Source organism: Paenibacillus sp. JMULE4, assembly GCF_013337105.1.
GTDB lineage: Bacteria > Bacillota > Bacilli > Paenibacillales > NBRC-103111 > Paenibacillus_G > Paenibacillus_G naphthalenovorans.
In genome coordinates, this window is record NZ_SGWF01000018.1 from 51,992 (window position 1) to 64,980 (window position 12,989).

The 12,989-nt window shown below is 50.6% G+C and carries 11 protein-coding genes; 9 read left to right on the forward strand and 2 right to left on the reverse strand.

Annotated features, from left to right (window positions below):
• Positions 1-80: 80 nt before the first annotated feature.
• Together EXW96_RS20575 and EXW96_RS20580 are read right to left on the reverse strand one after the other, a co-directional pair.
• Positions 81-641, reverse strand: coding sequence for a GNAT family N-acetyltransferase (locus tag EXW96_RS20575; protein ID WP_174351282.1), 561 nt, complete (start codon positions 639-641; stop codon positions 81-83).
• 138 nt (positions 642-779) lie between these two features.
• On the reverse strand, positions 780-2,432 hold the full coding sequence (locus EXW96_RS20580) for a glycerol-3-phosphate dehydrogenase/oxidase (protein WP_174351283.1): 1,653 nt from the start codon (positions 2,430-2,432) through the stop codon (positions 780-782).
• A 310-nt stretch (positions 2,433-2,742) separates the two neighbouring features.
• Here EXW96_RS20580 and glpK point away from each other — a divergent pair, with 310 nt between their 5' ends.
• The 9 genes from glpK (at position 2,743) to EXW96_RS20625 (ending at position 12,982) form a co-directional block, all read left to right on the forward strand.
• Entirely contained in the window at positions 2,743-4,230 is a 1,488-nt protein-coding gene (gene glpK, locus EXW96_RS20585) for a glycerol kinase GlpK (RefSeq protein WP_174351375.1), read from the forward strand.
• Between the two features lie 18 nt (positions 4,231-4,248).
• On the forward strand, positions 4,249-4,809 hold the full coding sequence (locus tag EXW96_RS20590; protein WP_174351284.1) for a glycerol-3-phosphate responsive antiterminator: 561 nt from the start codon (positions 4,249-4,251) through the stop codon (positions 4,807-4,809).
• Positions 4,810-4,994: 185 nt separating this feature from the next.
• A complete protein-coding gene (locus EXW96_RS20595) occupies positions 4,995-5,927 on the forward strand; it encodes a carbohydrate ABC transporter permease (protein ID WP_174351285.1) in 933 nt (310 codons plus the stop codon).
• Entirely contained in the window at positions 5,924-6,745 is an 822-nt protein-coding gene (locus EXW96_RS20600) for a carbohydrate ABC transporter permease (RefSeq protein WP_174351286.1), read from the forward strand. The genes EXW96_RS20595 and EXW96_RS20600 overlap by 4 nt, the downstream gene beginning before the upstream one ends.
• Positions 6,746-6,771: 26 nt before the next feature.
• Positions 6,772-8,103 (forward strand): ABC transporter substrate-binding protein, encoded by a 1,332-nt coding sequence (locus EXW96_RS20605; protein WP_174351287.1) that lies wholly within the window; start codon positions 6,772-6,774, stop codon positions 8,101-8,103.
• 62 nt (positions 8,104-8,165) lie between these two features.
• A complete protein-coding gene (locus EXW96_RS20610; RefSeq protein WP_174351288.1) occupies positions 8,166-8,876 on the forward strand; it encodes a glycerophosphodiester phosphodiesterase in 711 nt (236 codons plus the stop codon).
• 16 nt (positions 8,877-8,892) lie between these two features.
• A complete protein-coding gene (locus EXW96_RS20615) occupies positions 8,893-9,576 on the forward strand; it encodes an MgtC/SapB family protein (RefSeq protein WP_174351289.1) in 684 nt (227 codons plus the stop codon).
• A gap of 814 nt (positions 9,577-10,390) precedes the next feature.
• The gene (locus EXW96_RS20620) at positions 10,391-11,143 is read left to right on the forward strand and encodes a DUF2680 domain-containing protein (RefSeq protein WP_174351290.1); all 753 of its coding nucleotides are present in this window, start codon (positions 10,391-10,393) and stop codon (positions 11,141-11,143) included.
• 171 nt (positions 11,144-11,314) lie between these two features.
• Positions 11,315-12,982, forward strand: a complete 1,668-nt coding sequence (locus tag EXW96_RS20625; protein ID WP_074729184.1) for an efflux RND transporter periplasmic adaptor subunit — start codon at positions 11,315-11,317, stop codon at positions 12,980-12,982.
• Positions 12,983-12,989 lie beyond the last annotated feature (7 nt).

The following is a 12,989-nucleotide window of genomic DNA, read 5'->3' on the forward strand; positions in this document are numbered from 1 at the left end:
TCCTCCTTCACCTATCCGGTCGTTCATGATGAATTATGATGTATAATGGCAAGAATGATTGCGACTTCCCATTGGTTCAATTATTTTGCTCCTGCCGGGGCCGAATCCCATTCATCCGCGAGCATCCCGTAAACGGCAAGGTCGATATAGCGGTCATACAACCGCTGTCCTCCGCGGGCGACTCCTTCGAAGGAGAATCCGAGCCTCTCCGGCACGGAACGGCTCTTCAGGTTATTCACGCCGGCCCGGATTTCCACCCGGTACAGGCCCAGTCCCTTAAAGGCATGAGAGACCATCGCGCGGCAAGCGCGGGTCATGATCCCGAGGCCTTGATGGGATTCGGCCAGCCAATACCCGATGGACGTGCGGCGGTTCAACAGACAAAGCGCATGATGATCGATCGTTCCGCACAGTTCTCCGTGAAACAGGATGCCTGCCGTCATGCCATCTCCCTTGGCCCAACGGATTCGTGCGGACTCGATGAAGGATCGGGTGTCCTGGGGACTTTTGGTTGCATCGACCCAGGCCATCCATTTCCGCAGATAGCTGCGGTTCGCATGAATAAGCCGGTATAGCGCTTCTGCGTCAGCGGGCTCCAACAGCTTTAATTCCAATTCGTCATCGATCCTGTATTTAAACATGCTCCCGGGACCTCCTGCGGAAAGACCGTACATGCGGCCGATTTTTCTCCTTGAACAAAGTCCTCTTTGATCAGAAGATGATTCTATTATATCGCAGAACAGTAAAGGATGCCGAATCCTGAAAACGGTAAATCCGGGTTAAACCGCCTCTTTCGCAAATCTTATGCCGTCTCTTGCTTCCTTTAAATAAAGGAGAGCGGTCTCCTCATCCCAATGGAAGGTGTCTCTCATGAAGCGGACGGTGGGCTCCAGCCACCGCGCGGCGCTTTGGTGGTCGAAATTGACCGCCCCTGTACGGCGATTGAGAAAATCAAGAGGGCGAGTTACCATTTCTTCCTCTATGCCGTAGATGAGCGAAGCCAATGCGTCAATCTCCATTCCGTAGGCCGCGGAGGCTTCGCGCAGGGAGTCAAATTTGGCGTACACCGACGGCACGTTGCTGCCGTAACGACGGACGAGGGCCGCCGCCCGCTTCTCAGACAAGCCCTGGTGGATGCCATGCTGCGTCCACTTGGCGGTAAACGCATCAAAGCCTTCCGGAAAATCTCCGCCGGACAGCTTGATTTGATCGGTACTGCAGCCCGGGAACGTACGGCCGGTTTCTTTGTTCAGCTGCTCCGCTACCAGATCGATAACCCGTTCGGCCATTTTGCGGTAGCCGGTCAGCTTGCCTCCGGCAATGGTGATGAGACCCGAGGGAGAAAGGAAGATTTCGTCCTTGCGGGACAGCTCGGACGGTGATTTGCCGTCTTCGTGGATAAGCGGCCGCAGCCCCGCCCAACTGGCCTCGACATCTGCTTCCGTAAGTCCGATGGAAGGGAACATGTAATTTGCCGCATCGAGTAAATAAGTCAAATCAGCCTTGGTCATCCGGGGATGCTCCAGATTGCCTTCGTAATCGGTGTCCGTCGTCCCAATGTAGGTCTTGCCGTCCCGTGTGACTGCAAACACCATACGGCCGTCCGGTGTATCGAAATAAATCGTCTGCCTCAGCGGGAATCGGCTTTGATCGACGACGATATGGACCCCTTTGGTTAAGTGCAGCCGTTTGCCCTGCTTCGATTGGTCCAGCTCGCGCAGCTTGTCTACCCACGGGCCGGCGGCGTTCACGATCTTGCTTGCCCGAATCTCGAAGGTTTGTCCTGAATTCCGGTCTTCCGCCTTCACGCCGACAACCTTGCCGTTCTCATACAAGAACTGTGCCGCTTTCGTATAATTGACGGCTTTGACCCCGCGGCTTACCGCCGCTTTCATAATCTCGATCGTCAACCGCGCATCATCCGTACGGTATTCGACATAATAACCGCCCGCGAGCAGCTTATCCTGCCACAGCAGCGGTTCTTTGGCGATCGTTTCGCTTTTGGACAGCATTTTGCGGCGTTCCTCCCGCTTGACCCCGGCAAGCCAATCGTACACGTAAAGACCGACGGATGTGGCTAGCTTACCGTACGTGCCCCCTTTGATAATCGGCATCAGCATCCATTCCGGGATGACGACATGCCGGGCATTTTCGTAGACGATAGCGCGTTCGCGCCCGACTTCCCGCACCAGCTTGACCTCGCCCTGCTTCAGATATCTCAATCCTCCGTGAACGAGTTTTGTCGACCGGCTGCTGGTACCTGCCGCGAAATCCTGCATTTCGATCAGAGCAACCTTGAGTCCGCGCACCGCGCCGTCCAGTGCAATGCCCGCACCCGTAATCCCGCCTCCAATCACCAGCATGTCGTATGTTTCCCGTGCCAGTTCAGACTGAATTTCGTTCCGTTTTAAGCTGGAGAATGCTTGTGACATGAGTACTCCTCTCTGGAGACAATGAGAAAAAAAAGAAAAAGACGCACAACAGCATCATTGATACTCCATCAATGAAGGGTTGTGGTCTTTTTCCTCGTCTCCGACCCAGTGGTTATTATATTGCCCTCATCATAAACCTTTTTTTCATAGGTTGCAAGAGGCGGTGAACGTTTTTTTATTCCGGTACATCTTTACAGATGCCGTGATTTCTTGTATCGTAGTGCTGCGAAAGAGATCGATGGACTCATCAGTTTAAGGAATTCGGAAACAGGTTTATCTTACAGGAGAAGGAGCGATATCTTTGTATGTGATGGCTCTTGATCAAGGTACAACGAGCTCTAGAGCGATTTTGTTCGATAAAGCGGGGCAAATCGTCGCCGATGCCCAAAAGGAATTTCGGCAAATCTATCCGAAACCGGGCTGGGTGGAGCATGATCCGGAGGAAATATGGGACGTCCAGCTGGAGATGATTCATGAAGCGTTAGCGCAGGCTGGAATTCAGCCTCAGCAGGTGGCCTCCATCGGCATTACGAACCAGCGGGAAACCACCGTGGTTTGGGATCGGCGTACAGGCCGGCCGGTGTACCATGCCATTGTGTGGCAAAGCCGGCAGACCAGCGACATTTGTCGCGAGCTGCAGCAGCACGGGTATGAAGACCTCGTGCGGCGCAAGACCGGACTTTTGATCGACGCCTATTTCTCGGGTACGAAGCTGAAGTGGATTCTCGACCACGTCGAAGGCGCGCGTGACCAGGCCGAACGGGGAGAGCTCGCGTTTGGCACCATCGATACATGGCTCGCCTGGAAGCTGAGCGGAGGAAAGCTGCATGTTACCGACTACTCGAACGCATCACGAACGCTGATGTTTAATATTCATTCCCTGGAGTGGGACGACGAGCTGTTGAACATGCTAAAGGTTCCGCGCTCCATGCTTCCGGATGTCCGCTCATCGAGCGAGGTTTACGGGTACACGGAGGAGAGTCTGCTGGGCGCCGGTATTCCGATTGCGGGCATTGCCGGTGACCAGCATGCGGCCTTATTCGGTCAAGCCTGCTTTGATGAAGGAATGGTTAAAAATACGTACGGTACCGGCTGCTTTATGCTCATGAACACCGGTACTAAAGCGGTTACATCCACGCATGGTTTACTGACGACGATCGCCTGGGGGTTGAACGGCAAGGTGGAATATGCTCTGGAAGGAAGCATATTTATTGCCGGGGCGGCGATTCAGTGGCTGAGGGACGGGCTGAAGCTGATCGGTACCGCGTCCGAATCTGAGGAGAGAGCGGCATCGGTTTCCAGCACGGAAGGCGTATATTTCGTCCCCGCGTTTGTTGGCCTCGGTGCGCCCTATTGGGATATGGAAGCCCGCGGAGCCATATTCGGTCTAACCCGGGGTACGACGGATAACCATTTGATCCGTGCGGCGGTTGAATCGCTGGCGTATCAAACGCGCGATGTGCTGGAGGCGATGGAAGCCGATTCAGGCATTAAGGTACAAAAGCTTGCGGTTGACGGCGGCGCTGCGGCGAATAACTTCTTGATTCAATTTCAAGCGGATTTGCTGGGTACGAAAGTGGAGCGTCCGACGGTCAATGAAACTACGGCGTTGGGAGCGGCCTATTTGGCCGGTCTAGCCGTTGGCTATTGGCGCAGTAAAGAGGACATTATCCATAACCGTGTCGTCGAGCGGACATTTACGGCCGCTGCCAAACCCGAAGAACGCGATCGCTTGTATGCCGGGTGGAAGAGAGCCGTACATGCGACCATGCGCTACAAAGAAGGCGAGCAAAGCTAATTCAGGAGGAGCAATAGGATGAAAGCCATCATAAACCAGTCCATCGTACCCGCAATTCGCAATATGAAGGATTTTGATCAGCTGCTGAAGACAGACTACGAATTTCTCGTCCTGTTAAACGCGCACATCGCTCAGGTGAAGCCGCTTGTACGCCGGGCTGCCGAGCAGGGGAAGAAGATGTTTCTCCATGCCGATCTCATCGAAGGCTTAAAATCGGATGAATACGCAACCGAATTTTTGGCGCAGGAAATCAGGCCTGCCGGCATCATTTCCACACGCAACAACGTGGTGCTTACCGCGAAGAGAAAAGGACTTATTGCGATTCAACGCTTATTTATGCTCGATACGCTGGCGCTGGAGAACAGCTACGTGCAGCTTGAAAAAACGAAGCCTGATTACGTCGAGGTGCTTCCCGGCATTATGCCGCATATCATCCGGGAGTTTTTGGAGGAAACGAAAATTCCCGTGCTGGCCGGCGGCCTGATCCGCACCGATGAAGATGTGCGGCTGGCGCTTGAAGCGGGGGCGACGGCAGTCACCACATCGAGAAAAGCGCTATGGCAGAAGCAAGAAGCGTGAGGAAATAGAGGGATTTACCAATAAAAATGCTGTTGATTTTTGTGAATTTTTAATTTATACTGAGTACCAAGTTAATAGAAGCGGTTACATGAATTGGAGAAGACCTTCAACTGCTCGTATCGATGGTACATTCGGTACGTGAATTTGAAGGTTCTTCTTTTTATTCTCTTAGAGGGGGTTGTCCGATGGAGAAGCTGGCCAAACGCAGTGACGCAAGGGGAGGCCTTACCCCTAATGCAAAGCGGAAAGCGGTTTCCAATTTTTTATTAGGGATGTTGTATCTGGGACCGATGCTTTTTCTCATGAGTGTGTTCATTTTTTATCCGATTTTAAAAACGCTGTATTACAGTTTTTATTCGACGAATCCGCGAGGCGTTCCGGTATTGTTCGTCGGATTGGACAATTACATCAACCTGGTGACTTCAGACAGCTTTTTGACAAGCATGAAAGCGACGTTTCTTTATGTGCTGTACACGGTGCCTATTGGAGTAGCATTGGCTTTGTTCCTGGCGGTGATAGCAAGCGAAAAATTGAGGGGAATCGAATTTTTTCGGGTCATTTTTTCATCTACCGTCGGTATTTCCGTCGCGGCAGGATCCACCATCTGGCTTTTTATTTTCCACCCAAGCATCGGATTGCTTAATCGCGTGTTGGGTTATGCCGGAATTTCTCCGATTGCCTGGCTGACCGATTCGGACTGGGCGCTCATTTCGGTATCTATCACTTCGATCTGGATGGGTATCGGCTTTAACTTCATCATTCTGCTCGGCGGATTGCAGAGTATTCCAGAGGATATTTACGAGAGTGCTACGATTGACGGGGCCGGTTATTGGACCAAATTGTTCCGTATTACCTTGCCGATGGTATCACCAAGCTTGTTTTTCGTCATTATCGTCACGGTCATTCACTCGTTTCAGTCGTTTGGACAGATCGATATCTTGACGCAAGGCGGCCCGGCGGAATCGACGAACCTGATCGTATACTCGATTTTCCAAAATGCGTTTATTCATTACAAGTTCGGCGTAGCGAGCGCACAGGCGATCATTTTGTTCATCGTTGTGCTTATTGTTACCGTTATTCAATTTAAAGTGGGCGAAAAGAAGGTGCATTACCAATGACAAGGACAATGGCTGGCAAGATCCTCTTTTATGTCATTTTGACGCTCATGGCCGTGCTGCTTTTTTTACCGGTCGTTTATGCGATTTCTGCCAGCTTAATGAGCACGCAAGAGTTGATGACAGGCAAGCTTTTTCCGAGCGTGCTTCATTTCAGCAACTACACGGCAGCGCTGGCCAATGTGCCGCTGCTGAAGTTTATGTTTAACAGCCTGGTCGTTTCCACTGCGGTAATGCTGGGACAGCTCGTTGTCTGCAGCTTGGCTGCTTACGCCATCGTATTTATCGATTTCAAGGGCAGAAACGTTGTGTTCTTCCTGCTGATCTCTACGATGATGATTCCTTGGGAAGCGACGATTATTCCAAACTACTTAACAATCCTCAATTTGAAGTGGGTCAATACGTATTACGGTTTGACGGTACCGCATTTTGCCATCGCCTTCGGGGTGTTTCTGCTGCGCCAGCATTTTATGACGATCCCGAGGGAACTGTCAGAATCTGCTCAAATCGAGGGCTGTGGCCGGTTCCGCTTCTTCCTGACGTTCGTCCTTCCGCTGTCGCGCTCAATGTTAAGCGCCTTAGGCGTTTACGGGTTCCTGACAACATGGAACATGTATCTGTGGCCTCTGTTAACGACAACTAATGACCGTGTGCGTACGGTCCAAATCGGCATCAAGATGATGCAGGCGCAGGAGACGAGCACGAACTGGCCAGTTGTCATGGCTGGAGTCATGATTGTATTGATACCGACGTTGCTTTTCTTGTTCCTGAGCATGAAGCAGCTAAAGAGAGGCTTAATGGCAGGGGCGTTAAAAGGATAAATTATAATGAAAAGGGGATAAAAACAATGAAATTGAAATCATTATGGCTCAGCTTATTGTCGCTTGTGATTGTATTTTCCCTTGTAGGCTGCAGTCCGGAGGCATCGACATCCGAAGCCCGTAAAACCGGTGACGGTAAAATCAAGGTTACGTTCTGGCATGCTATGAACGGAACGCCGGGCGACCTCATTAAGAGCATGGTAGACAAGTATAATGCGAGTCAGTCGAAATATTTTGTAGAAGCTTCATACCAAGGGACTTATGAAGAAGCGTTGACCAAGCTGAAGGCGGTAGGTGGGACGAAAGAAGCGCCTACGATTATGCAGGCTCAGGAAATCGCCACCAAATACATGATTGATAGCGGTTTCGTACAGCCCGTGCAGGATTTTATCGATAAAGACAATTATGATCTTTCCAAGCTCGAAGAAAATATTTTGGGTTATTATCAAGTGAATGGCAAGCTGTATTCCATGCCGTTTAACACTTCTAACTCCATTTTGTTCTATAATAAAGATAAGTTTAAAGCAGCAGGTCTGGATCCGGAGAATCCGCCGACAACGTACGCCGAGATTCGCGAGGCAGCCAAAAAATTGACTAACAGCAACGATAAAGGATTCTCCCTTGTTATTTACGGCTGGTTTGTTGAGCAGCTGTTGGCTAACCAGGGCGCAGATATGGTAGATCACGGCAACGGTCGCGATGCACTGGCTACCAAGTCGCTGTTGGACTCAAAGCAAAGCCTGGAAATTTTCAAATGGCTGGATGACATGAACAAGGATGGTTCCATCGGCAACTACGGCCGTAAGTTCGATGATGTTCGTGCAGCGTTCAGAGCAGGGAAAGTGGCGATGTTCCTGGACTCCACAGCAGGCACGCCGGGGAACGTGAAAGACGTGCCGTTCCAGGTAGGAACGGCATTCATGCCAAGTCCGGACGGCAAAAACAATGGTGTAATCGTCGGCGGCGCTTCGCTATGGATAATGAACAGCGTGGCGGAGGAGGAAAAAGAAGGCGCCTGGGATTTCATGAAGTTTATGACACAGCCGGAAACGCAAGCGGAATGGGCGGCCGGCACCGGTTATTTCCCGATCACGAAAGCCGCCTATGACCAACAAGTGCTGAAAGATACGTATGCCAAGTATCCGCAGTTTACTACGGCCGTTAAACAGCTTCAACAAACGAAATTGTCTTCTGCAACCAAAGGCGCTCTGATCTCCGTATTCCCGGAAGCGAGGCTGGAAGTAGCGACAGCGATCGAACGAGTCTATAAAGGCGAAGATCCGCAGAAAGTCGTAGATGAGCTGAATAAGAAAGTAACGGGCCTGATTGAGGAAAACAACAAGGTATCGCAAAAATAATAATTAAAAATGTGCTGAGACGGACATCGTCTCAGCACATTTTTAAAACAGAGGTGTTAAGGATGCTTATTATTGCGCATCGGGGAGCTTCCGGATATGCCCCGGAAAATACGATCGCTGCCTTTGAGCTGGCGATTAATCAAAATGCAGATGGCATGGAGCTGGATGTGCATCTCACGAAGGACGGCGAGGTGGTCATTTGTCATGACGATGATGTCAAAAGGACAACGAACAGTCAAGGCCTGATTAAGGACATGACGCTTGAGGAGCTGCGGCGTTTGGATGCGGGCTCATGGTATGGCGAGTCGTTCAGAGGGATAACGATTCCGACGCTGCAGGAATTTATGGCGCTCGCAGCCGACACCCATATGCTGATCAACCTGGAGATCAAAAATTTACCCTACTACCACAAAGGGATTGAGCAAAAGCTGATTCGTTCTGTTCATGAGCATGACATGCTCGACCGGGTCATCATTTCCTCCTTTGATCATTACGCGCTTGCGGAAACGGCACGTCTTGAGCCGGCGATGAAGCTCGGGGTGCTGTTCTCCACCAGAGTGATCGATCCTTGGGATTATGTACGCAAGCTGCCGTTTGCTGCATACAGCCTGCATCCGCATTATTCGTTTGTTGATGTGGAATATATTCGTCAATGTCACGCTCATGGCTACAAAGTGTATCCCTATACCGTTAACGAGGCGGAATGGGCAGGGCCTTTAGCCCAAGCGGGGCTGGACGGAGTGATCACTAATTATCCGGATCGTTTCCGGTGAGAGCAGGGTTGCAGATATGTCGTATGTTTTTCTTGGTAAACTGGGCTTTTCTCTCTTACTTGGGCTGTTGATCGGCATCGATCGGCAGCTCAAGCATAAGCCGCTCGGCATGAAAACGAGCATGGTGATCTCCGTCGCCAGCTGCCTGATCACGATTGTCTCCATCGAATCGGTGCACCAATATTCCGTTCCGGGGCATACGAACATGGATCCCCTGCGGCTGGCTGCACAAATCGTCAGCGGCGTCGGCTTTATCGGTGCAGGTGTCATTCTTCGGAGAAACAACGATGTGATTTCAGGTCTCACAACAGCTGCCATGGTATGGGCGGCGTCAGCTTTGGGGATTGCAGCAGGGGCCGGATTTTATTTGGAGGCGGTTACAGCCGTGATTCTCATTATTATGGCCATCAACTTGTTCCCCATGTTTATTAAGCTGTTTGGTCCTCAAAGGCTGAAAGAAAGAGACGTGTCTGTCAACATTATCGTGGAGAACAACGATGAAATGACGGCATTGATCGATGAGCTCCAGTGTGAAGAGATGCGGGTGAAGCATATTAAGGTGAAAGATGTCGACGAAGAAAAGCAGCAAATCCAAATGATTATGTCCGCTCCCAATAAACAGCGCACAACCTCGATCTATTACCGCATTAAGCAGTTAAGGCATGTTGTGGCGGTCGAAGTGGAAAATATCAGTTCGTAGCTTAGAAATAGAAACGGCGACCGCAGAGTGTCTGACGATAGCCAGACTTTGTGGCGGTGAGTAAAGCAGATGTTTTTGAGCATTATAAGCTTCTTGTACAAAGCGTCGACCGGATGGGATTCGGCGCTTTTTGGCGTGTTACAAAGAAGACGAAAACCATCTTTAAACCTGGTACATATGGTCGAACCATTCCTATAAGCTTGCCATACACTATTACCATCTCAAAAGAAAGGGTGGTAGATTTGGCAAACAGGGATGTAAGGCTTACTTTGTTCTCAGGCCTTAATTTTACAGGACGTCACCTCATCTTTAGACGCGGAGGGATTGCGGTCCGAAATCTGGGCGTGTTTCGTTTCAACAATATTCTCTCCAGCTTCCGGCTCAGAAACATTGTCAATCGGAATGAAGTTACACTGGTATTGTTTTCAGGCACGAACTTTCGAGGGGCATTCCGCATTTTTCGGGGGAGTCAGGACGTAGCCGATTTGCGGCGCTTTAATTTTAACAATGTTACCTCTTCTTTTATACTGGTAGGCCGTCGTCTTACGAGCGCTCAAATTAGAGAAATTCAACGTACAGGCCATCTTCCCGGAGATGTTATAACGATCTAACGGTCAGACCGTATTCCTATGAATCGGCAATAGACTTGAACCTTAGCTGTGGAATCTGTTCCATAAGCTAAGTTTTTTTCATTTTCAGCCAACTTTCAGGAAATGCACAACGATTCTTCAGTTGCCGCTCAGATGCAATTCAGGTAACGGGTCTATACTTCAACTTGTAAGAAAAAATAAAATGAAAAAGGTGGAAAAACGCTATGAAAACAATCGGTAAAAAAATGGTTGCAGGGACGATAATCGCCTCTTTTGTTCTTGGTGTCGGCTTTGTCGGGACGTTACATAATCAGGCCTTCGCGAATGAGTCGGCTGGCGCGAAGATTCAGAAGCCGGACTTCGGATCCGGGTGGGGAGACAAGGGCCGCGGAAAAATAAATCCGGGCGGCTTACGCGGCGGCCATGTCCTCCAAGAGACGGCAACCATACTAGGTGTGGAGCAGAGTGTAATTACAGATGCGATGAAGGAAGGTAAAACGTTACTGCAAATCGCACAGGAAAAAGGCTTGAGCGAAGAAGACTACCTGCAAAAGCTGGTTGACGTTCAAACGGCGGCCATCGACGCTCAAGTGACCGCCGGAACATTGACTCAGGAGCAGGCGGATCAAATGAAGTCCGGCCTATCCGACCGGTTGAAGCGGCAAATCGAAAACAAGGGCTTCGGTCACCCGGGTGAAGACCGCGGCAAAATGCCGTTTGGTCCTATGGGCAATCCGGAGGCATTGACACAGATTCTGGGTGTGACTCAAGAGGAGCTGGCTACAGAGTTGCAGGCCGGAAAGTCCCTGGCCGAATTTGCGGAAGCCAAAGGCATCACAAAAGAAGAACTGGTCAGCAAAATAAAAGATAGTATGACCGAGCAGTTAAACCAATTTGTTGATCAAAAGGGAGGCTGGCATGGAAAAGCAAAGTCCGCTTCCGATGCGGCTGCTTCGAGTGCCGAAGCCGTGAACTAATTCATACGAATCGTGCGGTCCGTTTCCGACGGATCGCACGATTTTTTTGCCCTATGGCATTCAGCGAATTTTCAGCATTCATTCAATTAACTTTCAGCTTGCGTTCAGATTGGATTCAGCAACCAATACTAGACTGTTATGGAAGGAAGCCGATGGAGAGGGGAAAGACGAATGGAGTTACGCCGCAGCAAAAAGTGGATGATTGTGATTCTAGCCGTGCTGTTATGCGGAGCGGGCACTTATTATTATGTACATAACTCGGCATCAAAGCCTGCAGCGTCCGGGGAAGCGCAGCGAACAACGATGAAAGTAACCAGGGGCGCCATTACTTCTACGGTGTCGGGGACAACCCAGTTCAAAGCTCAGGATATGCAAAATATTGTTGTTCCGGTAGACGGGATGATCAAAACGATGAACCTGACACAAAATCGGGCCGTAAAGAAGGGGGATGTGCTTGTAGAGCTTTCCGTCCCTTCGACGGAAACCAATTTGAAGGAAGCGCGGGTTGCTCTGCAGCAGATGGAAAAAGAGCTGGCCAAGCTTCGGGAAGAGCAAAATCACATGAGTTTTACCGCGCCGATCAGCGGAAAGCTTACATTGGCCTCCAATCTGGATGTGGGAAGTCAAGTCAATAAGCTGGCCAAGGTGGCGACCATTTCCGACCCGTCGCAATTCAAGGTCAAGCTGCCGTTTTATTTGCAGGAAGCCGTTCAGCTCAAAAAAGGCGATCCGGTGGAACTGACGGTTGACGGTTTTATGCTTACCAAAATGGGAACGGTGGAGACGGTCAGCAGAGACATCAAGGCCGATGCGAATGGAAACAAGCTGGTGGACGTCGAAGTGATCGTGAACAATGACGGGACACTCTCCGCGGGAACGGTAGTAAAGGGAAGCATCGCTTCATCTGACCGGAATAAGGAATCCGTGACGCAGGGTGCTCTTGATTATATACATACAGCCGCAGTTTATGCCGGGGCGAGCGGAAATATTCAAAAGCTGAACTTCAAGGATGGCGAGACGGTAAACCGGGGGGACGTGATTGGGACGATCTATAACGACTCGATCCAGGACGAGATCATCAGTAAGGAAGCGGCGATCGAGAGCCAGAAAATCAAAGTGTTCGATGCGGAGCAAAAGGTAAAGCAGCTGACCATTACAGCGCCGTTCGACGGTGTTTTTTCATCTGATTTCGCCAATAGCCAGACCAACGTGCTGAACAGCTATCCCGTAGGCGCTCAAATCGAAGCCAACACCATGCTCGGAGCGGTTGCCAGCTTAAGCACCATGCAGCTGCCCATTGCGGTGGACGAGCTGGACTTGACCAGCATCAGGGTCGGTCAAAAGGCGCAAGTGAAAGTGGACGCTTTGTCCGGCCGGACATTTGAAGGGGAAGTGACCTCTGTATCCAATGTGGGTACAACGAGCAATGGCGTTACCACTTATGTTGTTGTCGTTTCGGTGAAGAACACCGATCAGAACGAATTGAAGTATGCGATGACCGCCACAGCCGAGATTTATATTCAGGACAAGAAAGATGTTCTGATCCTGCCGATCGAGGCCGTCCAAACCCAAAGAGGAAAGACCTACGTTTCGCTCCAAAAAGCGGATGGAACAGTCGAGGAACAGCATGAAATCCAGATTGGCATTCGGAGTGAAACGCATGTTGAAATCATAAGCGGCCTGAAGGAAGGCGATCAGGTCGTTATGCCGACAAGGAGAGCGACGACGAACAATCCGCAGTTCCCCGGGGGCGGATTTCCTGGCGGGGGCGGCGGATTCAGGATTCAAGGCGGAGGCGGCATGGGAGGAGGAACATTCGGCGGCGGCGGACGAAACTAATGGGTTA

Excerpts from the sequence above, each read along its gene's own strand:
- EXW96_RS20575 (WP_174351282.1), bottom strand. The coding sequence starts at position 641 with ATGTTTAAATACAGGATCGATGACGAATTGGAATTAAAGCTGTTGGAG.
- EXW96_RS20580 (WP_174351283.1), bottom strand. The coding sequence starts at position 2,432 with ATGTCACAAGCATTCTCCAGCTTAAAACGGAACGAAATTCAGTCTGAA.
- glpK (WP_174351375.1), top strand. The coding sequence starts at position 2,743 with ATGGCTCTTGATCAAGGTACAACGAGCTCTAGAGCGATTTTGTTCGAT.
- EXW96_RS20590 (WP_174351284.1), top strand. The coding sequence starts at position 4,249 with ATGAAAGCCATCATAAACCAGTCCATCGTACCCGCAATTCGCAATATG.
- EXW96_RS20595 (WP_174351285.1), top strand. The coding sequence starts at position 4,995 with ATGGAGAAGCTGGCCAAACGCAGTGACGCAAGGGGAGGCCTTACCCCT.
- EXW96_RS20600 (WP_174351286.1), top strand. The coding sequence starts at position 5,924 with ATGACAAGGACAATGGCTGGCAAGATCCTCTTTTATGTCATTTTGACG.
- EXW96_RS20605 (WP_174351287.1), top strand. The coding sequence starts at position 6,772 with ATGAAATTGAAATCATTATGGCTCAGCTTATTGTCGCTTGTGATTGTA.
- EXW96_RS20610 (WP_174351288.1), top strand. The coding sequence starts at position 8,166 with ATGCTTATTATTGCGCATCGGGGAGCTTCCGGATATGCCCCGGAAAAT.
- EXW96_RS20615 (WP_174351289.1), top strand. The coding sequence starts at position 8,893 with ATGTCGTATGTTTTTCTTGGTAAACTGGGCTTTTCTCTCTTACTTGGG.
- EXW96_RS20620 (WP_174351290.1), top strand. The coding sequence starts at position 10,391 with ATGAAAACAATCGGTAAAAAAATGGTTGCAGGGACGATAATCGCCTCT.
- EXW96_RS20625 (WP_074729184.1), top strand. The coding sequence starts at position 11,315 with ATGGAGTTACGCCGCAGCAAAAAGTGGATGATTGTGATTCTAGCCGTG.